Origin of the sequence: Sulfurimonas sp. HSL3-7 (assembly GCF_039645985.1) — a bacterium.
Lineage (GTDB): Bacteria > Campylobacterota > Campylobacteria > Campylobacterales > Sulfurimonadaceae > Sulfonitrofixus > Sulfonitrofixus jiaomeiensis.
On sequence record NZ_CP147919.1, the window covers coordinates 2,395,866 to 2,420,890 of the forward strand.

General features: G+C 52.5%; 21 protein-coding genes. 11 read left to right on the forward strand and 10 right to left on the reverse strand.

Annotation, left to right across the window (positions count from 1 at the left end):
- Window positions 1-156 precede the first annotated feature (156 nt).
- On the forward strand, window positions 157-1,461 hold the full coding sequence (gene traF, locus WCY20_RS11800; RefSeq protein ID WP_345975373.1) for a conjugal transfer protein TraF: 1,305 nt from the start codon (window positions 157-159) through the stop codon (window positions 1,459-1,461).
- Between the two features lie 208 nt (window positions 1,462-1,669).
- Here traF and WCY20_RS11805 read toward each other — a convergent pair whose 3' ends face one another.
- Together WCY20_RS11805 and WCY20_RS11810 are read right to left on the reverse strand one after the other, a co-directional pair.
- Window positions 1,670-2,062, reverse strand: a complete 393-nt coding sequence (locus WCY20_RS11805) for an ester cyclase (protein WP_345975374.1) — start codon at window positions 2,060-2,062, stop codon at window positions 1,670-1,672.
- Window positions 2,063-2,070: 8 nt separating this feature from the next.
- The gene (locus tag WCY20_RS11810; protein WP_345975375.1) at window positions 2,071-2,319 is read right to left on the reverse strand and encodes a hypothetical protein; all 249 of its coding nucleotides are present in this window, start codon (window positions 2,317-2,319) and stop codon (window positions 2,071-2,073) included.
- Between the two features lie 509 nt (window positions 2,320-2,828).
- Here WCY20_RS11810 and WCY20_RS11815 point away from each other — a divergent pair.
- Window positions 2,829-3,068 (forward strand): hypothetical protein, encoded by a 240-nt coding sequence (locus tag WCY20_RS11815; RefSeq protein ID WP_345975376.1) that lies wholly within the window; start codon window positions 2,829-2,831, stop codon window positions 3,066-3,068.
- A gap of 32 nt (window positions 3,069-3,100) precedes the next feature.
- Here the strand turns inward: WCY20_RS11815 and WCY20_RS11820 are convergent, their stop codons facing one another.
- Window positions 3,101-3,583: a mechanosensitive ion channel domain-containing protein gene (locus WCY20_RS11820; protein WP_345975378.1), complete on the reverse strand. Its 483-nt coding sequence runs from the start codon at window positions 3,581-3,583 to the stop codon at window positions 3,101-3,103.
- A gap of 279 nt (window positions 3,584-3,862) precedes the next feature.
- Between WCY20_RS11820 and WCY20_RS11825 the strand changes: the two genes are divergently transcribed.
- Complete coding sequence (locus WCY20_RS11825; protein ID WP_345975380.1) at window positions 3,863-4,681, forward strand: hypothetical protein; 819 nt, start codon at window positions 3,863-3,865, stop codon at window positions 4,679-4,681.
- Window positions 4,682-4,683: 2 nt separating this feature from the next.
- Window positions 4,684-7,395: a cation-transporting P-type ATPase gene (locus WCY20_RS11830; protein WP_345975382.1), complete on the forward strand. Its 2,712-nt coding sequence runs from the start codon at window positions 4,684-4,686 to the stop codon at window positions 7,393-7,395.
- Window positions 7,396-7,437: 42 nt separating this feature from the next.
- Here the strand turns inward: WCY20_RS11830 and mgtE are convergent, their stop codons facing one another.
- From mgtE to WCY20_RS11850, 4 genes are read right to left on the reverse strand one after another with little or no spacing between them, the layout of a single operon-like run.
- A complete protein-coding gene (gene mgtE / locus WCY20_RS11835) occupies window positions 7,438-8,799 on the reverse strand; it encodes a magnesium transporter (RefSeq protein ID WP_345975384.1) in 1,362 nt (453 codons plus the stop codon).
- 50 nt (window positions 8,800-8,849) lie between these two features.
- A complete protein-coding gene (locus WCY20_RS11840; RefSeq protein WP_345975385.1) occupies window positions 8,850-9,500 on the reverse strand; it encodes a hypothetical protein in 651 nt (216 codons plus the stop codon).
- Window positions 9,493-9,933, reverse strand: a complete 441-nt coding sequence (locus WCY20_RS11845) for an N-acetyltransferase (protein ID WP_345975386.1) — start codon at window positions 9,931-9,933, stop codon at window positions 9,493-9,495. The genes WCY20_RS11840 and WCY20_RS11845 overlap by 8 nt, the downstream gene beginning before the upstream one ends.
- On the reverse strand, window positions 9,930-10,910 hold the full coding sequence (locus WCY20_RS11850; protein ID WP_345975387.1) for a phosphatidylglycerol lysyltransferase domain-containing protein: 981 nt from the start codon (window positions 10,908-10,910) through the stop codon (window positions 9,930-9,932). The genes WCY20_RS11845 and WCY20_RS11850 overlap by 4 nt, the downstream gene beginning before the upstream one ends.
- A gap of 289 nt (window positions 10,911-11,199) precedes the next feature.
- Here WCY20_RS11850 and ppk2 point away from each other — a divergent pair, with 289 nt between their 5' ends.
- The 6 genes from ppk2 to WCY20_RS11880 all read left to right on the forward strand — a co-directional run bounded on the left by ppk2 (window position 11,200) and on the right by WCY20_RS11880 (window position 18,392).
- Complete coding sequence (gene ppk2 / locus WCY20_RS11855; RefSeq protein ID WP_345975389.1) at window positions 11,200-12,024, forward strand: polyphosphate kinase 2; 825 nt, start codon at window positions 11,200-11,202, stop codon at window positions 12,022-12,024.
- Entirely contained in the window at window positions 12,017-13,087 is a 1,071-nt protein-coding gene (locus tag WCY20_RS11860; protein WP_345975391.1) for a peptidase M42, read from the forward strand. The genes ppk2 and WCY20_RS11860 overlap by 8 nt, the downstream gene beginning before the upstream one ends.
- A 114-nt stretch (window positions 13,088-13,201) precedes the next feature.
- Window positions 13,202-14,125 carry a glutaminase gene (locus tag WCY20_RS11865; RefSeq protein WP_345975393.1) on the forward strand — a complete coding sequence of 308 codons (924 nt, stop codon included), beginning with the start codon at window positions 13,202-13,204 and terminating at the stop codon, window positions 14,123-14,125.
- Between the two features lie 41 nt (window positions 14,126-14,166).
- Window positions 14,167-15,996, forward strand: a complete 1,830-nt coding sequence (locus tag WCY20_RS11870; RefSeq protein WP_345975395.1) for a mechanosensitive ion channel domain-containing protein — start codon at window positions 14,167-14,169, stop codon at window positions 15,994-15,996.
- A gap of 10 nt (window positions 15,997-16,006) precedes the next feature.
- Window positions 16,007-17,404: an MBL fold metallo-hydrolase gene (locus WCY20_RS11875; RefSeq protein ID WP_345975397.1), complete on the forward strand. Its 1,398-nt coding sequence runs from the start codon at window positions 16,007-16,009 to the stop codon at window positions 17,402-17,404.
- 16 nt (window positions 17,405-17,420) lie between these two features.
- The gene (locus WCY20_RS11880) at window positions 17,421-18,392 is read left to right on the forward strand and encodes an LOG family protein (RefSeq protein WP_345975398.1); all 972 of its coding nucleotides are present in this window, start codon (window positions 17,421-17,423) and stop codon (window positions 18,390-18,392) included.
- Between the two features lie 32 nt (window positions 18,393-18,424).
- On the opposite strand, the gene WCY20_RS11885 is transcribed toward WCY20_RS11880, so the two are convergent.
- The 3 genes from WCY20_RS11885 to WCY20_RS11895 form a co-directional block, all read right to left on the reverse strand.
- Entirely contained in the window at window positions 18,425-19,435 is a 1,011-nt protein-coding gene (locus WCY20_RS11885; protein ID WP_345975399.1) for a DUF21 domain-containing protein, read from the reverse strand.
- Between the two features lie 74 nt (window positions 19,436-19,509).
- A complete protein-coding gene (locus WCY20_RS11890; RefSeq protein ID WP_345975401.1) occupies window positions 19,510-21,411 on the reverse strand; it encodes a TIGR00341 family protein in 1,902 nt (633 codons plus the stop codon).
- Window positions 21,412-21,478: 67 nt separating this feature from the next.
- On the reverse strand, window positions 21,479-24,016 hold the full coding sequence (locus tag WCY20_RS11895) for a cation-transporting P-type ATPase (RefSeq protein ID WP_345975402.1): 2,538 nt from the start codon (window positions 24,014-24,016) through the stop codon (window positions 21,479-21,481).
- Window positions 24,017-24,163: 147 nt separating this feature from the next.
- On the opposite strand from WCY20_RS11895, the gene WCY20_RS11900 reads away from it, so the two are divergent.
- Window positions 24,164-24,958 carry a CorA family divalent cation transporter gene (locus WCY20_RS11900; protein WP_345975404.1) on the forward strand — a complete coding sequence of 265 codons (795 nt, stop codon included), beginning with the start codon at window positions 24,164-24,166 and terminating at the stop codon, window positions 24,956-24,958.
- The last annotated feature ends 67 nt before the right edge of the window (window positions 24,959-25,025 follow it).

A 25,025-nucleotide genomic window follows, 5' to 3' on the forward strand; every position in this document is an offset into this window, starting at 1 on the left:
AATACCGAAGAGCACTTTTTTTGTTAAGAAATTATACCACTATAAAACACCGATTTTTGTACTCCTGCCCGAATAACTTCCCTACTGCCCGGGTGAGGGACTGTTTTGTACCCGTAATATTTTTGTGCTAATATACACAAAAAAAAAGAGAGTCCCATGCAATCAAAATTAGCCCTATCACTTTCCACTATCCTGCTTCTGGGAGGCAGTTCGCTCCACGCGCTCAAATTTGAGACACTCGGCTACAAATCGGTCTCGATGGGCGGCGCTGCCGTTGCCAGCTCAGCCGGCTCCATCGCGACCTACAATAACCCCGCCCTTTTGGCCAAGACACCCTACGGCGTAGAGGTCTCTCTCGGCGGCGGTATCAGCGAATACGACCACGGTGCCGGTGCATCGATCGAGAAACTTGATGATGTCGATTTTATCGACACCCTCGACAGAGCATCACAGGATGTCTTAACGCTGACAGAAGAAGACAAGCAGAACCTTATCGAGGGGAAAAACATCATTGTCGACATGGACGGTAATGCCATCAGCCTAGCTCCTCAGGCCTATCTTGCGGCCCAGGTCCAGAATTTCGGTTTCGGTCTCTTCGGCAGTTCCGACTCTGCAGCGACCGCAGTGGTCGATCAGGCACATGATCAGCTCATCTTTGAAAACAGCTTTAGTCCAACCGGCTATTCTAAAATCGACGAGAGCACCCTCAACCTAACTAATTCCTCTGCCGCCGATTACACTGATTACTCGATCGAATACGCCGTCAACAATAATCTGACCTATATGGACGTAACAGGGGTGACCCTCGCTGAAGTCCCTATCGCCTACGGCCGCAATTTCGAAACGAATATCGGTAATGTAATGGTGGGCGGTGCGCTCAAATATATGCACGCGTTGACCTATACCGAGCGGATGAAGATCGACAATTCCGATGAGGATAGCGGAAACGATCTCAAGAAAGATGAGCAGAGTTCCAACTTCGGTATCGATCTCGGGCTTGCCTACCAGCCCGTTTTTGACTACGACCTGACGTTCGGCCTTGTCGCCAAAAATATCAACGCGCCGAAGTTCGACTTCTACGACGGCGGCACTTACAAGATCGACCCGATGGTCCGTGCCGGTGTCGCCTACAGGATCTTGGACTCCCTGGAAGTGGCTGCCGATATCGACCTCACCAGCAACAAGATGCTGAATGAGGATCTCGAGAGCCAGATGATCGGCGGCGGTGTAAACTATGAGCCTTTCACCGATTTCTTTGCCCTCTCTCTTCGTGCAGGGTTGATGAAAAACCTTGACGCTAACGATAAGTCAGACCTTATCTATACAGCCGGTCTGGGAATAGGTGTCAAGTGGTTCCAGGTCGATCTCTCCGGCCAGATGTCAGGCAATAAGAGCACAGTTGACGGTACGAGCATTCCGCAGTACGCGAAAGTCAACCTGGCGCTTATCTCACGCTGGTAAAGAGCTCACCTCTTAACTTAAAAAACACTTCTTCTGCAGAGGAAGGAGTTTGTCGCGTTAATAAAAAAATATAAAGTTAACGGGATTTCCGATGGAGTTTGAAGCGGACAGCATCCATTTTTTACGCGCCGCATGGCTGATACGTAGAACCGGTATGCTGATAAAGAGACAGGGTTTTTAGTGGTCCGTCAAACCCTGTACGTAACGCTCAGCTGAGCTGTTTGTGAAGCGAGTTCAAGTCTCCGAGGACATTGATACTGGTTATTTTTCCATTTTTGAACTGAAAAAATGATGCGCCCGAATAGCAGATACGTCTGCCGGTCGGTTCATAATCAAATACGGGCCCCTTATGGGTACCCGTATAGGTGACATAGACCGCAGCAAGATTGTTTTCCTGTACCATGATCTCTACCGCATGGTAGAGGTTTGGAAACGCATGCAAAAGCATTTGGGCATACTCTTTAAAACCTTCGATGCCATTGGCCGTGATATCCAGCGAACCGCGGAAGCGGACATCCGGATCTAGCAGCGTCTCTGCCTTGGTAAAATCCTGATCATTCCACATATCATAATACGCTCTGATCAGCTCTTTGTTCTCCATTCCTGCCCTTAATCTATATAGTGCGGTTTATGCGAAAACTTTTCGACGGATGCATATTCATCGTCTTCCCACTCGTCGTATTCGTCATACGCATCATAATCCACTGTGAAGATCTTGTCATAACCCCGTTTAAGGAGTTCATCATCGATCGTCTCACTGTTAAAACCTCTGCTTTCGCAAAGAGATACGATATCGGCGATATCCGCCGCATCAACGCCACCTAGTTCCATTTCCAATACAATATCAGATACTTTCATCGGATCCTCGATAAAGACAAAAGCGTAATGTGCTCTAGTAAGAAACAAAAGTTTGACAGCCAGTATCAAACACAGCCAAAAAAAACCGTGATCACCACGACAGCGACCAATGTGACTCAAAGGCTTTTCTTTCAAAAAGTGGGCCGTTAATCTGAGTAAACAATTATACTCCTTTTTCCGATAAATTACAGTAATAACATAGACCGGAAATACACCCGTACTGACACCGTAATTATGGGATCTCCCCGTGAAAAGAATTTCCCCGATCTGTTCCGAAGCGCAATCCGTACGGCGTTTCGTTAAGAAACTTTTAGCTGCAAACGATTTTTTTGGATGTATAATTTATCAATGGATAATACAGAGAGCTTATTTTCAGATCGGTGCCGCCTGCGCTTTTTGTGCCGATAGAGCACATGCGAAAGACGTCTGCCGTTCTCTGCCAATGCAAGCGCCCGCGACAGAACGATCTTGTTGCAATCATAGAACCGTGATTAGAGAGGAGTTATCGAATGAAGGCCGTCCAACTACTAAAAACCCTTATTTTCTTAATATTGCTGTCCGCCCCGCTGGCGGCAGAAGAGCTTGACGCTGCCGCCAAATGCGACCAGGCCTATGAAGCCTGCGTCGAAAAGTGCGACAATGCCGCTGACGGCTCAAGCCAGTGTTATGAGCAGTGCCAGGAGGCTTATGACAAATGCCTGCTCCTTGCACAGGAACAGCCGGAACAGCAGGTGCAGCCGGAACAGTAGCTTTGATCGGAATAGACCGCCTGCGAAGAGCGCTATTTGATCTTTATCACCGGTTTTTGTAATAAGAGGTTGTTCGGATACAACACGACATTGCCTTCATCATCTTTGAGTTCAACCTGAAAAAGTGCGATCTCCTGAATGGTTCCCTCTATACTGTTCTCCCCGTCAATAACTTTTATCTTGTCGCCGACTCTTGCCGGAAAGGTGAAAAAGATAATAATACTTGCCGTAATGTTGCTAAGGATCGACCACTGGGCGAACATTGCCACTCCGATGATAGCGAATATCGATGAAGCGACAACAGAGACGCCTTTGATGTCGACGCTCCAGATGAATGCGATAACGATCAGCGCCGCCACGACAAAAAGCAGCTCGAAGACTTTTTCAATATAGAAAAGTCTTTTGTCGGCAACCCCCTTCCGCCGTGCAATATTCCTGAGGAGGCGTTTGAAAAGTCGAAAGCCCACATAGGCCAGAAAAGCTGCGCCAATACTCCACAATATATTTGAACTCATCCTCTTGCGTACTCCGATGCTGTTTACTGATACTCATGGCGGCAGGTCGGATCATTCAAGAGTAAACCGTCAGGCCGTAAAGTATAGAAGTATATCAAAAGAGCACTTTTTCAGGGGATGCGGAGGTGGACACTTTGCCCGTTGACAGGCATGTTTTTGCAAACAGGCTTCCTTAACCACCCTCTTTTATCTGACTGTTGGACACTGCTCTTTACACCCCGCAAAAGTTAATTAGTGTACACTATTTGCTACAGGGATCGACGGGACAAAGGAGCTTCTATGAAAGTTATCGCTGCCATCAACGGTACCATCACGGCAGAAAGCATGGCGTTTTATGCCCTGAAGTATGCAAAAAGCCAGGATTTTCCTCTTCTTCTGCTCCATATACAAAACGAAAAAGACGACCTGAATGAGGTAAGAGCAAGCATCGAGCGTATCACGACCCTGGCGCTTGCTGAAGCGGTCCAAACCGAAGCACTTATCCTTGAAGGACCGCCTAAAAAAACGATCCGGACCCTCCTCTCGGGTATCTATGCCGATGTGATCTTCTGCAGTACACGCAAAGATAAAAGCTTTATCACCGGCTCTTTCAGCGAAGCACTGACCAAAATGGGCCTCAATACCGATATCGCCATTGTACGTATCGTCAAGATAGACTCAACTGTGGATATTGGCTCGATGATACTCTCTATCAAAGAGGATAGACTTTCGGTCAAAAAGTTCACCTTTTTTGCCTCTTTGGCCTCTGCTTATCAGGCTTCCGGAGAGATCTACTCGGTATCAAGCATGTCAAAAGTGTCGCTTGCCACTGTCGATATGCATAAAGCCAGAGCACGGCTCGGCCAGATAAACTACAACCTCAGGCACTACAGGAAACTGGCGCACTGCATGCATTTTGCTCTTCATATCGAGCACGGTTTTACTGAAAATGAAGCCGAAAGCATTCTCACCCATATCGCCAAATCCACCGCACAGCTGGTCATAATCGGCGCCAAACGGCTCTCCGTGGCCTCAATTTTCAAGAGGGAGATGCCCATAGAGAAGTTGATGCGCGAAGCCTCCATCAACACCATCGCCTACTATCCGAAAGAGGCCTAGGGGTGGAACCTTTCAGACTGGGCAGAGAAGCGCTCTACCGGGAGTTCCATACCAAAGCGCAGGGGCTGAGCGCAAAAGAGGCGGCACGCCGTTTAACGGATTTCGGTCCCAATGAGATCGAAAGCGGCAAAAAGAAGAGTTATCTCAAAGCGTACGTCAGACAGTATGTCCAGTTCTTCGCCATCCTGTTGGAGGTCGCCGCATTTTTAGCTTTTATAGCCGACCACTATGTCCCGGGTGAAGGCAACGATATTCTGGGCTATGCCATTATCGTTGCCGTTATCATCAATGCCACCTTCACCTTTTGGCAGGAGTATAAAGCGGATAAAGCAATGGAAGCCCTGCTAAGGCTTATGCCCACGATGGTCACTCTCCTGCGCGAGGGGAACACGCAGACTATCGATGCCAAAGGGCTGGTCCCGGGGGACATCATCCTCCTCGAAGAGGGAGACAAGATCGCTGCCGACGCCGTCCTTACGGAACAGACGGCCCTTTATATCAACACCTCTGCCCTTAACGGTGAGTCAAAACCATCCGGGCGGGAGATCGGAGACAAGAGCAGCGCGACAAGGGCCCTGGACGCCAAAAACATGGTCTTCGCAGGAACCGCTGTCGTTTCAGGTAGCGGGAGCGCCGTCGTAATTGCCACGGGGCAGGCGACGGAGTTCGGCAAGATCGCGACACTGACTAAAAATGTCCAGAAGACCCTGACGCCGATGCAGAAAGAGGTGATCCACATCACCCATATCCTCACCCTAATCGCCCTGGCCATGGGTGTGCTCTTTTTTCTGCTGGGGCTCTTCTCGGACCAGGGCCTGCTGATGGCCGCTATCTTTGCCCTCTCTCTTATTGTAGCCAATGTACCCGAGGGGCTGCTGCCTACGATCACCCTCTCCCTCTCCCTCGCCTCCCAACGTATGGCACGGCGAAATGCATTGATCAAAAATCTCGATTCGGTACAGACCCTGGGCAGTGTCACCGTAATCTGTACCGACAAGACGGGGACGCTTACCCGTAACGAGATGACGCTCAAAGAGCTGACGCTCTCGGGCGGGGAAGAGGTCACGCTCAGCGGCGAAGGGTACGCTATCGAGGGGGAGTTCAGCTTCAAAAGCAGCAACGAAAGTTCCCGCACGCGCCTGGAAGAACTGCTGCTCGCCGCTTCAGTGAACTGCCGTGCGATCATCGAAGATGGGAACCTCTTCGGCGACCCGACGGAACTTGCCATCGTTGCGGCCGCCAAAAAAGCCCATATCGACATCGTCTCCTGCAAAAAAAGCAGCGAGGTGCCCTTTTCCAGCGAGCGGAAGATGATGTCCACCGTCTGTGTCCGAGCCGGCAAAGAGCTGCTCTACGCCAAGGGGGCGGCCGAGATCATCTTTACCCGTTCCACCCATTTTGTGGACCGTGACGGCAAAGTCAGACCCTTTGACGAAGAGAACAGAAAACGGCTGCGGCAGCGTGCCGAAGTCTACGAGGAGCAGGCATACCGTGTTTTAGCGATCGCCAAAAACAGCGCCTCCGAAGAGGAGGGGTTGACGCTCCTGGGGCTTGTCGCCATTATGGACCTGCCAAGAACGGAGGTCAAAGAGGCCCTTGCCCAGTGCAAAGCAGCCGGTATCCGCACCATGATGATCACCGGGGACAACCCTAAAACGGCGGAGGCCATCGCCAAAAAGATCGGTCTCGATTTTGATGCCGTGCTGACGGGACCTGAAGTGGCGCTCTTGAGCGAGGAGGCGCTGGAGAACCGCCTCAAAAACGAGACCCTGCTTTTTGCCCGTATGGCAAGCAACCAAAAACTAAAGATCGCCACAGCCTTGCAAAACTGCGGTGAGATCGTGGCAATGACCGGTGACGGGGTCAATGACGCTCCGGCACTCAAACGGGCCGATATCGGCATCGCTATGGGCAATACGGGGACCGATGTTGCCAAAGAGGCTGCCGACATGATCCTGCTCGACGACAACTTCAACTCTATCGTCGCCGCTATCGAAGAGGGGCGCAGCGTCTACTTCAATATCAAGAAGTTCGTCACCTATATTCTCTCCTCCAATGTACCCGAGATCGTCCCCTACATTCTGCAATTTTTCTTCAAGATCCCGATGCCGCTCTCCGTCATCCAGATCCTCTCTATCGACCTTGGTTCCGATATGCTGCCGGGACTGGCACTCGGAAGCGAAAAGCCGGAAAAGAACATCATGAAGCGGCCGCCTGTGGGAAGCGATGAGAAGATCCTGGACTGGGAGGTGTTCAAACGCGGCTACTTCTTTATCGGCGTCATCGAAGCGACGGCCGCCATGGTCGCTTTTATCAGCTTTCTGCTGCTTCACGGCTGGCATTACGGCACGGTCGAGCTTAACGACCCGCTGCTCCATTCGCAGGCGATGACGATGACCCTTTTGGGTGCCGTCAGCTGCCAGCTGGTCAATGTCTGGACGATGCGAAGCTGGGAGTTTTCAGCCTGGAGTGTCGGCTGGACAAGCAACAGGCTGCTTATAGGCACCATGGCGATGGAGTTTCTCTGGATCTGGATGCTGCTGGGGTTTGAACCGGTACAGAAGGTGTTTCATACGGCCTACATACCGCTGAATGAGCTCTGGATACTCCTCCCCTTCCCGCTTCTGCTCTTTGTCAGCCACGAGCTGTACAAATGGCGAAAACGTGTGGCTAAAGTACACCAAGAACAACCTCGAAGAAGAGCTTTTTTATAGCGTAAAATTGCGCCCGTCCCATCTCTTTATCTACCCGACTTCTCAGAGTAAAATGATACTCGCCAGTCCGAGGAAACTGAAAAACCCGACGATATCGGTCACTGTGGTCAAGAGCACCGACGAACCGACCGCCGGGTCGATATCCGCCTTTTTGAGCAGCAGCGGGATGACCGAGCCGAAAAAACCCGCCGAAAAGAGGTTGATCACCATCGAAAGGGCGATGACCACACCCAGCAGCGGCATGGAAAACCATGCGCCTGCGACCACCCCTATGGCTACCGCGAAGATCAGTCCGTTCATCAACGCCAGATAGACCTCTTTCATGATTGTCTCCCTCGCATCGCCGCCGCTGATGTCGCCCAGGGCCATCTGGCGTACGGTAACGGTCAGGGTCTGCGTCCCGGCATTGCCGCCCATGGAGGCGACGATAGGCATCAAAACGGCTAGTGCCACAAGCGACTGGATCGTGGCGTCAAAGAGGCCGATGACCCCCGATGCAGCAATCGCAGTCAGAAGGTTGATCCCCAGCCAGAAAGCACGGTGCTTCCCGATATGCAGCAGACTCTCTTTCTGTTCGGCCTCTTCACTGACCCCGGCAAGGTGGTAAAGCTGCCCGGTGGCACGCTCTTCGATGATGTCGTAGATATCATCGGAGGTGATACGTCCGAGCAGCCTGCCATCCGCATCGATGACCGCGACAACACTCATGTCGTAGTTCGAAGCGGTCTCGACGACCTCGTTGATATCGTCGGTGGCATGGACGGCAACGGTGTTGACCCCCTCTTTGAGCAGCTCTTCATAGCGCTCCTTCGGCCCCAGCAAGATCAGATCCTCAAGGGGGATCGATCCCAGAAAAAACCCTTCCCTGCTGATGACATAGACCTGGTTGACGTTGTCAAGCTCCTTGGCCGCTTTGAGCTTTTTGAGCCGTCGGACCGACTCGCCGATCTGTTCGTCTACGAAGGCGCTGAAAAGTTCGGTCTGCATATAGGCGCCGGCCTCGTAGTCGCCGTAGGAGATCAGCTCTTCGAGAGTCTGGCGGTCCTCTTCGGGCAGGCTCTGGAGGACTTCGTCGGCGACCGCTTCGTCCACCTCTTCGATGTTTCGGATCAGCTCGGCCGCATCATCGGTATCGAGGATATTGGTCAGATCGGCGATCTCGCTCGGGGTAAAATACTCCAGCACCTCCTCATGGCAGTGTTTCGGTAGCTCGATGAGCACCAGTGCTTTGAGCTCTTCTGGCAGCTGCGAAAGCTTTTCGAGGTAGAGCGACTCATCATGCTCGCGAAGCTCCAGCAACAGTTCGGAGATATCGTATGGGTGGATGGTCGTCTCAAGGTTTTCCGTGTAATTGCGAACGCTGTTTTCAAGCGTCTCGATCAATTCCGGCAGTGATGTCCGCATAGCAACTCCTTAATAAAACAGTACTTGTACGCACCATAAAAGCTTCTTAGCTAGAGCGTGATCTTCTCATTGAGCAGGCTCTTTTGGCGGACGATAAGCGTCTCGTCACTTTGAACGATCTTCTTGAGTCTGGTATAAAGCCTGAACTCAATAACAATGGCAAACACCCCGAGAACAGCCAGCAGTGAAAGGATCATAGAGAGCTCGATACCGAAATAATCCAGCACCATCGCGCTCAGGCTTCCGACAATGATGGCCGAAGAGACGATAAACGAACGCAACATCAGGTAATCCTTGATCGCGATCTCCTCTTTCATGAAGTCGATCGTATGCACCCTGGAGATCTCGAACGTGATCGCCTGCAGGGTGAAGATGCTCAGTATGGCGTAGGTAAAGATGACCATATCCGTCCATATCAGTGCATAGCTGGCGATCTGTATCAGGTCCAGCACGATGACGAAGAGATAGATACGGTAGATCCTCACCTTTTTGAACAGGGGCTGGATCAACCCGTCCGAAGCGCCAAGAAGCATGTAGAAGCTGATCATGAAGACCGGCAGATGCGTCCCCTCGAGTTTGGTGATGAAGGGCATGACGATCCAGTCGATGAAGGTGGTCAAAAAAAGCACCGCTGCCTGAAGTTTCAACAGTCTGCTCTTGCTGAGTTCACTAAAAAGCTTTAGATAGTGTCTTTTAGGCATGTTCCTTCTCCATCAGATAGGCATCGCATCCGTCTCGGTAGAAGGCGTCCAGCTTCTTTGTGATGCTGAACCCGAACTTCCGGTAAAGAGCGATAGCCGGTGTATTGTCGCAACGTACTTCCAGCAGGGTACGTTTGAACCCCAGTATTGCCAGTTGCTGCAGTATCTGCCGCATCAGCAAACCGGAGAGACCGCTGCCTCTGTGCACCGAAGCGACACCCAAAGAGTAGAGCTTGGCATCGCGGCGCTGTATGAGGGCAAGAGCGTAACCGGCGATCGCACCCGCCTCCGTTTCAGCCACATAAAGCAGGTTGTGGTGGATATGATAGTAAAACGAACGGTGCGACAGAGGAAAATCCGCTGCGCTGAAGAGTTCCTCTTCCAGAGCATGCAGTTTCCCCGCGTCGCAAGAGAGGGCCTGACGGATCTTCATTTCTGGTAGATGGTGTATTTGGCAACGAGTTTGAACGGGCGGTAGGACATCTTCACCTTGCGGAGGTTCTCGAAGCCCATGTCGTCGCCGACGTTGATATAGGTGCTGCCGTAGTGCTCTTTGAGCATCTTGGAAAACGCACGGAAGATGAACTGGGCACACCCCATCACCTCGAAATCGGTCTTTTCGATGATGACGGCGGCGGTGTCCGCGCTGATACGCTCGCCTGCCGTGAACCCCTTGAGCTCGCCGTCGATATAGATGACCAGACCGATGAGCTGCAGTTCTTCGTAGTGCTTGAGCATCCGTTTGACGGCGTGACGCTCCTGGTGGATACCGTCGAGAAAAAGCTCCGCCTCCTCTTTCGGCATGTATTTCACGCGGTCCGAAACCCATTTGTTGAACAGATGCATGATCTCGTCATGGTGCTTGACGCTGTCAAGCACCTCGATACGGTGGTCCGCATAGGACTTGATGAACTTGTTGATCTCAGTGCGCTTGGTGTGGTAGCTGTTGCCGCGCAGCTCGATCAGGTTGTCCGCTTCATAGACATAATCGACCAGCTTCTTTTCAACGATATAGTGTTCAAGCATCTCGAACATGCTTTCGCCTTCGTCCGTGGACTGCACGAACGCTTCGATCATCGATGCCTGTACGTAGTCAATGCGGGCATAATAGCGAGAGCTGTTGTTCTTGTTCATAATATCGAAACACCGCACCATCGCTTCGGTAACATGTTTTTTCTTCCCCAACGGCGGCAGAAGCATCGTCAGTTCGCCTCCCGTCATGACAAACAGACAGAAACACTTGTTGATGATGGCATAAAAACCGCTGCTGTTGGCCAGCCAGATATAGTTCGCCGCAAAGGTATAATCACTGATATCAACGTCGAGTTTGGCAAGGTATTTTTCGATGACAGGTTTGGCATCGAGACCGAAAGGTTTGAGGGTATGTTTGTTGACAGTAAGCTTAGCCATAGAGCTGCCCCGTAATAAATTTTTCGGCGGAATTCTACTCCTTTTTTTTCATTTTGCAGCAGCAATTTTCAAAGGGCTGAAAACAGCCTTCTGCAGGGCTTTTAAGGGCGGTGATGGAGGTGTTTGCGGCGATACTTTTTGCAAAAATATTCAAATGAAAAAACATCTGCCTCTAAATTCAAAAAAAAAGGGGTATATTTTCATTACTGTATTAATGCGAAAGTAAAGAACTTTCAGGTGGGACCACTTTAAAATATGCAGAAAAGAGACTGCATCCAATGGATAAAGAATGAAAGACAATGCGTTGACTGAACAGCAACTTGATGAAGCGATAAGCACCTACAAAGAGAACCTTGCGCTGGAACCTTACCAGGCCGAACTTGTCAAACTGCAACAGCACATCGAACGCCACAGGCTCAAACTGGTTATTCTTTTTGAAGGGCGCGATGCTGCGGGCAAGGGAAGCGTCATCGGCAGCGTCAGCCGCTATATGAATCCCAAACACTACCGCATCGTGGCACTGGGGCGTCCGACGGAAGAGGAGCGGACGCAGTGGTATTTCCAGCGTTATATCAAACATTTTCCGCATGGCGGCGAACTGGTGCTGTTTGACCGAAGCTGGTACAACCGGGCGATGGTCGAACAGGTTTTCGGTTTCTGCTCCGAAGTAGAGCATGATCTGTTCATGCGCGATGTCGTCCCTTTCGAGGAGTCGCTGGTCGATAACGGCACGCTGCTGGTCAAACTCTACTTCAGTGTCACCAAAGAGAAACAGGCACAGCGTTTCGAGCAGCGCCGCACCGACCCGCTGCGCCAATGGAAGCTCAGCGAGATCGACCTGCAGGCGCAGAGCATGTGGGACCAGTTCACCGAAACGAAATTCCGGATGCTCAAACAGACCAGCCATAACAAAGCGCCATGGCATATCATCCGCTCAAACGACAAGCATAAGGCCCGCCTGGAGACGATGAAGCTGATCCTTAACCAGGTCGATTACGACGGACGCTGCCGCGCACTGGAGTTTGCACCGGATCCAAAAACCGTCTTCAGTGCCGAAGAGGAGCTTGCCGTGATGGAAAAACAGCAGTTAAAACGAGGAAAGGGAAATGCGTAATACATTAAAGCCGTTCAGAGGGTTTCTTGACATCCTCAAACATCTTATCCGCCGCCCCTCCGTCGTCGGCGCCGAACACCCCTTTTTCCTTTCGCTTAAACGCGAACTCGACGAGATCGGCATCAAAACAACACTTTACGAAGGGCTGCTTGTCGCCGAAGGCAGCGATCCCGACCGCGGTATGCTCTCGGCGCACATCGACCGCCACGGGCTGATCTGCACCGGCCCCAACGAGTTCCAGTATGCGGCGTTCATGACGCAGAACCGCGGGGACCTGACGGGCGATTCGATCGCCGAACAGACCTATATGGCCATCGTCGAGCGCTTCAAACAGCAGTCGGTGCAGGCTTATGAGCCGTGGTCGGGCAGTTACCTCGGGCTCGGCACCATCGATAACGCCTACATCTGCGAACGCCGCAAAAACCTTGTTTTCGAAGTAAAAGGACTTGAACATCTTCTGCCGGGAACCCCCGTCGCCTTTGTCGACACCCTTTCAAGCAAAAACGGACTGCTCTCGGCACAGCTGGACAATGTCCTCAGCGCTGCCGTCATCGTCTACCTCTACCGCTGCGGTTATAAGGGGACGGCCTTTTTCACGGCACAGGAGGAGTCTGGCAAAAGCTGGCGTTTTCTGCTGGAGTGGTTCCGCCGTTTGGACAAAAGTACCGACCGCCTTCTTGTCCTCGACACCAGCCCCTACCCGAACCGCGAGGAAGCGGAGCGTCAGCATATCGTGCTGCGCCACCGCGATGCCAATGCCAAATTCGACTCGCCGCTGACCAAAGAGATCGAAAAACTGTGCCGTAAACTCAAGATCGACTACAGCTTCAAGGACAGCTACCTGAAAATCGAGAACAAGAAACGCGTCTCCGAGGGGATGAAGAAAAACTCACTCGGAAGCACCGAGATGGGACGTCTGACGGCGGCCAGCGGCGGAACGATCACAGGCACGACCCTGCAGGTCCCGACGACAGGCTACCACACGACATCGGAGACGGTCTCCGTGGAATCGGTCGCAAAAATGCTCGAACTGCTCAAACATATGTATATCGATGCGTCGTGACCGGCGCAAACCAACTTTTTGAATTACTGCTTTTCACCCCTTTTTTGGGGTGGGTATTACAATAACCCATCCATTTTACGTTATAGTTATCTATTCTAAGTTTAGGCTTCTCCAATGGATTACCAAGCAATTCTTAATGACATAGCAGACGAAATACGCCCTTTCCTTAAAGAGGGCAAGGTGGCAGACTACATCCCCGCTCTTGCCGAGGTCGATCCTGAACAGTTCGGCATGGCCCTGACCCTTTTCGACGGGACACAGTTCAGCGTCGGTGATGCGGAGACCCTCTTTTCTATTCAGAGCATCTCAAAGGTCTTTACCTTTACCCTGGCGCTGAATTTTTACGGCACCGATATGTACAAACGTATCGGCCGCGAACCTTCGGGAAACCCTTTTAATTCGCTGGTGCAACTCGAATACGAGCACGGCATTCCCCGAAACCCCTTTATCAATGCCGGTGCCATCAACGTCACCGATGCCCTCTTGAGCCACTACGGTGATGACGGCAACACTCTGCATGAGGTCCTGACCTTTATCCGCTCCATTGCCGACGAACCGTCCATCGACTACAATGAAACGGTCGCGGCATCCGAGATGGACCACGGTTTTCGCAACCTCGCTTTGGCGAACCTGATGAAAAGTTTTAACAACCTCGACAATGATGTTCAGGAAGTCGTCGAGACCTATTTCAAACACTGTGCCGTCGAGATGGATACAAAGATGCTCTCAAGGGCGATGCTCTATCTGGCCAACCACGGGGTCGATCCCATCACCGGTACCGTCCACATCACACCTCAGCAGGCCAAACGCATCAACGCCGTCATGCTCACCTGCGGCCACTATGACGCCTCGGGAGATTTTGCCTTCCACGTCGGACTTCCCGGCAAAAGCGGCGTCGGCGGCGGTATCGTCGCCGTCATACCCAAACTGATGGGGCTCGCCGTCTGGTCGCCGGGCCTTAACGCCCAGGGCAACTCCCTCGTCGGGACCAAGGCCCTGGAACTTTTTACGACCAAGACGGGGCTCTCTGTTTTTTAAAAGGCCGGTGCCTGCGACAAGATCGATTTTGAGGTGAAAAGATGAGATGGTTTATAGTTATACTCTTTTTGAAAGCTGCGGTATGGTCCGCTTCGATCGATACCAATCTGTATGAAGGCACGGACAAAGAGGCCTATTACCTGACGATCGCTGAGCGGATTGAGACAGAGGCCAAAAGCGGCCTCACCTCCGAAGAGACCATAAAGGAAGAGCGGCTGCAGTTGGCAAGGGTTCGCAGCGCCGCAGCGCAGGTCCCGAAGATAGAACGCTACGATCTTACAGCTCTTGCTGACGGTGCAAATACGCTCCATGGGTATTACGGCGCCATCAATGCCGGGGCATCTTTGCGCTTGCGAATGGAGCAGCGTCGAAAAATGCTCCGTGACCTCTCTTCCAAGACGGCATTTTTAAAGCAGTCTATCGAACGTATCGTCAAAGAGGAGAAGCCCCGGCTCCTCTCTTATCAGCTCCAGTATGCCTACTATAAACTCCAGCAGAAAAACCTTGAAGCGAGAGTGGATCTTCTGCAGACCCACGGACAGGAGGTCATGGATCTGCTTGTTAAGCATCTCGCCCTGCTGCAGTGCGATGTTCACAAAACAGTTGATGAGGCATTGGCCCGCAGCACTGCAGCGCTCGAACAGGCCCTTCAGCAGAAGGTCGCACTGCAGATCAGCCTTGAAAAGGCGATGATTGAAGGCAGCGGTAAATCAGCGCCGCTTCAACAGAAGATCAATGCTGCCGAAACGCAATACCAGCAGGCGCTGACTGCAAAGATCGGTGCAGAGGTACAGCAGTCTCTCTGCATGTTGAAACAGAAGCGAAATAAAGCTTTTTTTGCCCGGCTTGAGGAGATACAGACTCTCTCGGAAAACCTTTCCAAAGAGGAGCGACCCCGCTATGAGCAGATACTTGCCATCCTCAGGGAACTCGCCAAGGAGGTGTTCGGTTCGACAAAACTCTTCATCGGAGACACCCAGCACGAAAGCATGGCCGCCCTGACGAAGATCAAAGAGACGTTCACTGCACCGCTGTTCGTCTATAACGAACAGCCCATCAGTCTGCTGAGTCTTCTTAAAGCCCTTATCTGGGTTATTCTCGGATTTTTTCTGGGCGTGCTGTACAAACGGTGGATAGCGCGTGTGGCCCGCCGGTGGCCCGACATGAGCCAGATGTCCATCCGGCTGGCCTCCAATATCGGATATTACCTGATCGTGATCATCACCTTCATCATTGCCATCGGCAGTATCGGCATCGACATGACCTCCATCTCGTTGATCGCCGGGGCGCTCTCCATCGGTATCGGTTTCGGGCTTCAGACCGTTGTCTCCAACCTGATCGCGGGGATCATTCTAATGTTCGAACGCACCATCCGCATCGGCGACACGATCGAGATCAGCGATATGCTGCGCGGCAGGGTGACCGACATGCGTATCCGATCGACCACGATCAAAACTTTCGACAACATCGACATCGTCGTTCCCAACTCCTCGTTCATCCAGAACAATGTCATCAACTGGACGCTGGATGACCCGACCAGACGCCTGCACATCCCTTTTGGCGTCGCGTACGGTACCGAAGTCGAACGCGTCAAAAAAGTGATCCTCGAAGAGCTCGAAAAAAGTGCGTTGACCTATATTAAGGACAATAGTGAGAAAAAACCAGAAGTCTGGATGGTCGCCATGAACAGCAGCAGCGTTGATTTTGAGCTGCTTGTTTGGGTAGAATGGGCTAGTAAACTACGCCCCAACTCGCTGCGGTCGGATTTTCTGATTCTGATCTACAATGCGCTGTACAAACACGGTATTCAGATACCGTTTCCGCAACTTGATCTCTACGTCAAGCAGCTGCCTGCAGACACACTGAAATAAAGGAGAAGCGATGGCAAAAGTAACATCATACGGAGCGGCCCAGACCGTCACAGGCTCATGTCACCTCGTTAAGATCAATTCGGTAGAGATTCTGATCGACTGCGGCATGTTCCAGGGGGACACCGGCGGTATGAGCAACTATGAACCCTTTGCGTTCGATCCGGCCAAGATACAGTATCTCATCCTGACCCATGCCCACCTTGACCATATCGGAAGGGTCGCCAAGCTGGTCAAAGAGGGCTTTGACGGCGAGATCATTGCGACCCAGCCCACCTACGATATTGCCAAGATCATGCTGCTCGACAGTGCCGGGATCCTCGAAGAGGAGTACAGAACCCTGAAAAGAAAGGCACGCCGCCGCGGCGAGGAGGAGAGTGTTTCCGAACCGCTCTATACCCAGGAGCATGTCCATCAGGTATTTGAAAAAAAATGGCATACGCTCGAATATTTCGAGCACCATAAACTGCGCCAGCATATCAGAGTCTCTTTGGGCAATGCGGGGCATATTATGGGGAGTGCTTTCGTCATTCTCGACTACCACGAGGAGAGTGAACCAAAACGCATCGTCTTTTCCGGCGACATCGGCAGTCCCCACCGGCTGATCATCGACAGTGCCGATACGGTCGACAAAGCCGATGCGCTTTTTATCGAATCGACTTACGGCGACCGCGACCATAAGCCGTTGCTGGAAAGTGTACACGAATTCAAAAAGGCCGTCACCGAGACCCTTGAACGCGGCGGAAACGTGCTGATCCCCTCCTTTGCGCTTGAGCGTACCCAGGAGATCCTCTGGCTGCTGCACGAAATGTTTAAGGCCCATACACTGCCGGAGTGCCGTGTTTTTCTCGACAGCCCGCTGGCTATCAAAGCGACCGAGCTCTACAACAAATACCCGCTCCAGCTCAGCGACGAGGTTGAATGGGAGGCGGCCATCGGCAGTGACCCTTTTTCCTTCAAGTGGCTTGAAATGACCTCGACCAGGGATGAGTCCATGGAGATCAACCGGGTCAGAGAACGGGCGATCATCATTGCCGGCAGCGGCATGTGTACAGGCGGACGCATCATGCACCATCTCAAAAACCGCCTCTGGAACCCGAAAAATGCGGTGATTTTCGTGGGTTATCAGGTTGAGGGGACACTCGGACGCCGTATCATCGACGGCGCGAAGTTTGTCAGAATCTACAATGAAGAGATCATTACCAAGGCGCAGGTCTATACGATCAACGGATTTTCAGCCCATGCCGACCAGAGTGATCTCATCGACTGGATACGTCCTATCAAAGGGCTGAAGACCCTCTGTCTGGTCCACGGCGAAGAAGAGAAGATGGAGCTCTTTGCGAAGGCGATCAACGAAGCATTGAAAATAGACGCACACATCATGAAACGCGGCATTCCTGTCACATTATAAAAGGATACAGACGACGATGCGAAAAGGCAGAAAAAACCACAACGGGTTCCACAGAAAATTCGGCATTCCAAAACCGCCGAAGGTGACAATACGCGAAGAGCAGCTTCCCAGCGAAAGGCCCAAACCCGCGATGGAAGACCCCGGTGCTCCCCAGCGGATGCACGAATTGCTGCAAAGCCCGAACTACCGTCCTGCCGATGAGGACCCCGATTTTCTAAGAGAAGATGCCGTACGCGGTCTTCGGCTGCAGGCGGATTATCTCAAGACTGAACTGCTGCTGCAGCAGTACGGGATTGAACATACGATAACCGTCTTCGGCGGAACACGGATTGCCGAGGAGGCCGAAGCACGTCGAAACCTGTATGAAGCGCAGAAGGCCCTTGAACGCGACCCTGATGATAAAGCGCTGCGCCACAAATGCAAGTGCTGCGAGAATATTCTGCATAAAAGCCGCTTTTATACAATAGGAAGGGAGTTCGGTCAGATCGTCGGCCGGTCGGGGGAAGGGCCGAGTGATTGCCGGATCACCATCATGACCGGCGGCGGACCGGGGGTCATGGAAGCTGTAAACCGTGGTGCTTTCGACGTTGGAGCCAAATCGATCGGACTTAATATCAGCCTTCCCCGCGAACAGTTCCCCAACCCCTACATCTCGCCCGAACTCTGTTTCCAGCTCCACTACTTCAGTATGCGTAAACTTCACTTTTTTAGCAGGGCCAAGGCGTTGGTGGCGTTCCCGGGAGGTTTCGGTACGCTTGACGAACTTGCAGAGGCATTGACGCTGGTACAGACTCGCAAGATCGCACCATTTCCCATTATCCTTGTCGGACAGGCGTTCTGGGAAAGGGTGCTCGATTTTGACTATCTGCTCGACGAGGGGGTCATCGATCCTGAGGATACGGAACTTTTTTGGTATGCTGAAACTGCCCAGGAGATCTGGGACGGCATCTTGCATTGGCACCTTGAAAACGGCACCCCACTCATATAGGTTTTTGAAGATCACAGTGGAGACGGCCGTGTTTATTTCGCCACGATCCCCCGCAGAAGCCGCCCGAGTATGTCGGCACCGGTAATGATCCGGCGGTCCTCTCCCCAGATCAGGATGATATCTTCGTCAATGACGTCGTCTTCCGTATGTTCCGCATCCACCTGCAACCCTGACAGGGTATCGCCGAGGGTCGACTCCAGGTTGGAGATGATCATCGGCCGATGGCAGTGTTCCATCGGATTAAAGGTCTCAAATTCAAACAGCGCGGCATTGATAAAACCGTCAGCATCGATGACCAGACGGGGGTTGTCGCGCATATCGGTTAGAATGACCCACGACTTCTTTGACCTGTGTATACGGCGCAAGAAACGGTCCTTCGCAGAGGGGGTGATAGAGGGGAAGATCGGCCACTTCCCTTCGAACTTCAGGGGAATGATGCTCAACGGATCGATGCGTTCGCCCTCCTCGCTCACCTTTAGATCGTCGATCGCCAGAAAGTTCAGCGCTCCCTTGCCTTCGACATGGGTGATCTCGGAATCGCTCTCGCGTATATGCATACGGAGCATCTCTTCGATCTCGTTCTCCCGAAAGAACTGTACCGCTTCTCTGCCCAGCCACAGGTCAAGCACCTTCGCCGACGGTCTGGCCAGCGGCCACAGCAAAAGCTGATAAAAACGCAACACCGGGGCGAGCCCGGAGGCCATACGCAGAGCGTGGCGTGAGAAGTAGGCCTGCGGTGCGATCTCGCCGAAGAGCGTGATGATGACCGTAGAGAAGAGGAAAGCCATCACCCCCGCCATGACCGAGTTCGAAAGGAGGGCCATCAGGACATTGATGCCGACATTCCCCCAGAGTATCGTCGTCAAAAGAAAGTTGGCGTCTTCGCGCATCGCCAGAACAGTCTCAGCGGCACGGTTGCCGTGGGATATCTCGATCTTGAGCCGCATCTTGCTGATGCTGAAAAATGCGAGGTTGAGCCCGGAGAACATCGCCGATTGCGAAACGCAAAAGGCGATGCCCAGCCAGATAGGTATATCGGTCATATCATCTCCTGACGACATCTTACGCAAAAGCAGATAAAACCAATCTCACCCATCCTCTTTTTCACTTTCCGTCGCTAGTGCAGTTCGATCTCGGATAGCACATTGACGACAACAGGCCGTTCCAGCGCCTTGTCGATCGCCTCTTTGAGCCGCTGAAGCTGATCGCCTCCCAGCATTGAGGCGCTCCTTGTCTCAATGTAGACGACGGGGGTCTCCCTGCTCAAATCGACGGAAAGCGCGCGGACGGTGACCGGCTGACCGTCGAGCTGCAGATGTTCGACAGTTTTAAGTTGTGTAAGGATCCTGTGCTGTTCTATCACCTGATAGAACGAAAAAAGCAGCGGCACCGACACAAAAGCAAGGAAGACGGTCGTCAGGACGATCCCTTTCGTCGCCCGCCTGACGGGTGCAAAACCGAGCAGCAGGAACGTCAGCGCCGCCGAAAGGGTAATCCCCGCCAGGTTGGTCATAAAGAGGAGAAACGCCCCGTAAAGGACTTCGCCGTCCCACCAGCCGATACCGATTCCCGCAACGCTCAGCGGCGGCACAAGTGCGACCGCGATCGCCACTCCTGCGAGGCTTTTGGCCACTTCAGACTTGGCGTGGGCGTAAGCTCCCGCAACACCGGCGATGATCGCCACCATAAGATCGAGAAGATTCGGGTTTAACCGGCTCTGCATCTCATCGGTCAGAAGATTCAACGGCAGCAGGTAGGCATAGAGGCAGGAGAAGACGAGCGCCGTCACGATCCCGACAAGGAAGGTTGTCGTACTCTCTTTCATGAGCTCTTTTTCACCCCGTACGACACCCATAGAAAAGGAGACAATAGGTGCCATCAACGGTGCAAGGATCATCGCACCGATAATGACGGGTGCCGAATTCTGGAAGAGCCCTGTCGTCGCCAGCAGGGTACTGAGGATCATCAGTATGATAAAGACGGATGAGATCCTGGCACTCTGGCGCAGGCCGACAAAAAGCTCTTTGAAGTCCTCTTCGTCCGCCTTCGGAAAGAAGGGGACAGGTTCGCTTGCCAGCATCGTGACCATCTCGCCTTTGGGGAGTCCCTGTATCCGGATGGTCTCCTTCTCCTCTTTCGACTGTTCAGCCGGGACATCGGTGATTTTCCGGCCGAGATAGATGCGGGCCCCATCCCTTGCCACCTCCAGAGTAAGCCGGGTATCGCTCGCCACAATCCCGTCGAACATATATTCGATGGGTCTCGGACTGCTGATCTCGAGTCCGGACGAGATGATCAGGCCGATACTTTTGGGAAGGCGGTCGATATAGAGCCTGTTAAGAAAATAGCTCAAAAAGAGGTAGTAAAGGTAGGTAAAAACACTTGCCGGTGCAAGGATCAGTGCATTGAGCTTGCCGTCGTGGAGAGAAAGGTTCTCTCTCAGCAAATTGTGGCTCACTCCGCTGACATTGTGTTCGAAGATCATAATACCGGTTGCAGCGGTACTGGTAATGTTGCCCTTGGCCGTGGTGATCGTATAGTGCTGGAACGAAAGCGCTCTGAATGAGGAGAAGAAAGCCGCTGTCTTTTGGAAGAGCCCTCTATAGACGTCGTGTACGCGGTTCATCCCGTGGACGTTTCCTATGACGATATTGCCGATCACAGGCAAGCCGTTGCATAACAACAGATCGACCGGGGTCGCTTCCGTCGCCTTCAATACATCGTCGATCGCTTCAAACAGGTCATGGACGATACCGTAGCTTCGCATTGCATAGGGGCAGAGGTCGTTGGGTAGAATACCCACCTCCATAGCACCCACCGCCTCATTCTTGAAGAGTTCTCTGATCTCCCCATCGGATAGATATAAAAGGTAGAGCGTCTTCTCGGCCGGCTGGTCAAATTTTGAGAATGTGACGGTCTCTGTCTTCAGCCGGTACTGCGTACCGAGATACTCTTCAATATTGCCGATAACGGTGTCGTCAGTCTCTTCGCCGACAAGAAGAATCACGCGCTCATACATAAGCTCTCTTTTTTTCTACATCATACACTAAATCCGGACGCATTGCACCACTCTCCCGCAGCAGCCATCATACTTTGGTATGGACATAGTGCCGATATCCGAACTCTGCCCATTTTCTGGCTTCGATGAGACAAAAGACGCTCAACGCCATCGCCAGAATATAGCCCGACGCTTCAAGATCCGGCAGTTCGGCATGAAACCATTCACCCGCAAAAAAGAGTACGGCCCCCTGCAAAAAAACGCCGATAGAGATTCCCAGCCAGAGATAGGGACTGATGGTCAGACTGGTGCGGATATGCTTTAGAAACGGTTCATGCTCTTTGAGCGACTGCAGGCCGTTGACCCAGATGGCGACGATCATCGCCGTAAAGACGGTCGAGACGGCAGCATCATGACCCCGGGCCGTGATGGTCACATGATAGAGCCAGAGCCCCAGAAGGCCGATGACAGCCGAGGCGTAGAGGGTCCGGGCGATCTGTATCTTGTCGAAAAACTGGGTATCGGGTTTTCTGGGGCTGCCTTTCATCACATCACCCTCCTCTCTGATAAAGGGGAAGGTCTTGTCCAGAGCGCTGTCGGCTACGATGTTGATCCAGAGGATCTGCAGCGGATAGAGCGGCAGCGGGTAGCCCATCAGTATGGCTCCCGAGATCAGAATGATCTCGTCGATGCTGGTCGACACGAGGAAGTAGATGGACTTTCTGATGTTGTTGGCGATGATGCGCCCCTGGCGTACCGCTTCGATGATGACTGAAAGGTCGTTATTGAGCAGGATCATGTTCGCTGTCGCCTTGGCCGCTTCAGCCCCGCTGCCCATCGCGATGCCGAGATCGGCTGCTTTAAGTGCTGGGACATCATTGGCGCCGTCACCTGTGACGGCGACGATCTCACCGCTCTCCTGTAGCAGTTTGACGATGCGATATTTGTGTTCTGGCAACATACGGGCCCAGACGGTGGTATCGGCAAGTTTTGTTTTCAGCGCTTCGTCATCCAGATCGCCGACCTCCTCGCCGCTCACGACCCGATCACCTTCGCGGTAGATGCCGACCTCTTCGGCAATAGCGGTAGCCGTCAGGGCGTTGTCGCCGGTGATCATCATGATGCGTATGCCGGAATTTCCCGCAGTCTCCACCGCCGCTTTGACATCCTCTTTCGGCGGATCAAGAAAACCCACCAGTCCGACGATGTCGATCTCCCATGTCTCGATGTCGTCGCTTTCATAAGTGCCGACACCAAAAGCCAGAACCCTCAGCCCTTTTCGTGCGAATTCGTCGTGAACCGCCTCGAGCTTTTCAAAATCTTCACGGTTGCGCGCAAACTCTTTGAGTGATTCATACGCCCCTTTGACGACGATCTTGTGCTCTTCATGAATAATGTTCGCACTTGCCATCAGCCGATACTTGGTATCGAAAGGGTAGAAGCTGGTACGTCGGAATCGTTCTCTGATCTGTTCAAAATGCACGCCAAGCCATTGGGCCAGTGCCGTGTCGATCGGGTCGCCTCTGCCCTGCTCCGACTCATTGGCCAGGGCGGCGGCGATCTTTGTGAAGCTCTCGTTGATCGCAAAACTCTCTTTGACGACCAGTTTTCCCTGGGTGATCGTGCCGGTCTTGTCCGAAGCGATCACCGTTGCGCTGCCGAGGGTCTCTACCGTAGGAAGGTATCGCACCAGGACATTTCTACGGCTCAGCGCCATGGCCCCGATCGTCAGGACAAGGGTCACGACGATCGGCAGCCCTTCCGGGATGGCCGATACGATCTCCGCGATCAGCAGCATCGTGATGTCGAGAAGGTCCCGTCCCTGGAAATAGGCGATGATCCCGACGATCGCAATAATGGAGAGGGTAAGCAGAAGATGCTTTCTGGTATAGGTGCCGAGCGCCCGGCTCAAAGGACTTTCGGGCGACTCCTCCTGCGCCTTTTCCGCGATGGAGGCGAGGTAGCTCTTCTGGGCGGTATAGACGGCCACCGCCGTGGCACTTCCTTTGACGACGACGGTGCCCGAAAGGGCCATGTTGTCCAGTTCGTACGGCAGTGTCTTCCTGGGAAGCGCAACAGCAGCCTCTTTGGTTACCGGTACCGATTCCCCCGTCAATACGGACTCGTCGATAGTCAACCCCTCTACCGTGATCAGCCGAAGATCAGCCGGAACGAGATCGCCTTCGCTCAGGAGAATGAGATCTCCAGGGACGATCTCCGATGAGGCAACCCTCTTCTCATCCCCGTCACGTATCACAGTGACCCTGCTTTCGGTCATCTTTTTCAGGGCTTCGATCGAGGTGAGGGCCTTGAGCTCCTGCCAGAAACCGAGTGCGGTATTGATACAGACGATCAACATGATCAGCAGACCGTCGGCGGAGCTGCCAACCGAAAAAGCGATGAGCGCTGCAAACAGGAGGATCAGGACAAGCGGCGACCTGAACTGCCCTGCCAGAACAGAGAGCCTGCTCACCTTCTGCTGTTCAATTATATTCTTTCCGAACACGCGCTGCCGTGATACGACGTCATCACTTTTGAGGCCATTCGAAGTGCTCTGCAGCTTTTCCATGGTCTCTTCGACTTTCAAAGAGTGAACATATTCTGGAATGTGCAGGAGAGGTTCCATGATCAGCCTTCAACTAAAAGATAACAGTTATATCATATCAAAAAAGCCACAGAGGATAACTGTAATATCGTGATTCGAAGGTAACCCTTTTGAATACAAATACACCTCGTTCTGCTACAATAAGAGATCAACTAACACGAGGTGGTCATGGAACACTTGGAACAGCTGATCGACACGCTGCATCTTGAAGATCTGCGCAATGAACTGCACCCTTCGATATTTGACGAGAATGAGACCTACAACATGCTGATCGTCCGCCTGCCGGTCATCGGAAAGGAACTTCAGGTCATCTCTTTAGGTTTCGTGATCACGCCGGAGAAAAGCTACTTCTATGACAAAGAGGAGAAAAGGTTCAAACTTCTCGAAGAACGTTTTGAAGGGCCGTACGGACTGATCGACAGGGTGACGGACCAGATGTTAAAATCGTTCACCCGGTACCAGGACCTGATAGCAGCTATGGAAGAGAAGCTCTATACTGACAAGGCTTCGAACGACTTCATGACAGAGTGGCTTGGTCTCAAACGCGACATATTGCGTATCGAACGGGTCCTGGTGCGGGCTTTGGACACCATGAAAGAAGTAATCGACGCCTATGAGGAGGCCCCGGGATTCCCTATCAACAGCTACGCCGACCTGTATGAACACATCGACCGTACCATGCGCTCAGCCGCGCTGCAGCTCTCCAAGCTCGACTACCTCTACAACTTCTACAACATACGCACCAACGAAAAGATGAACAGGCTTATCTACACGCTTACCATCATCTCAGCCGTCTTCCTTCCGTTGAACCTGGCAGTCGGTTTCTTCGGCATGAATACCAGCGGCCTCCCCTTCACCGGAGGGAGCTCGGGAACGCTGAATGCTGTTTTGCTGATGGGCGCCTTGATCTTAATGAGTTCGGCCATTTTCTATCTGTGGCGCAGCAAAGTGGAAAAGTCCTGATACGCAAGAAAGAGCCCTGAAAAGCGCCGCACGATCGGCCGAACGCCAGTAAAAGCGTTATGCATTC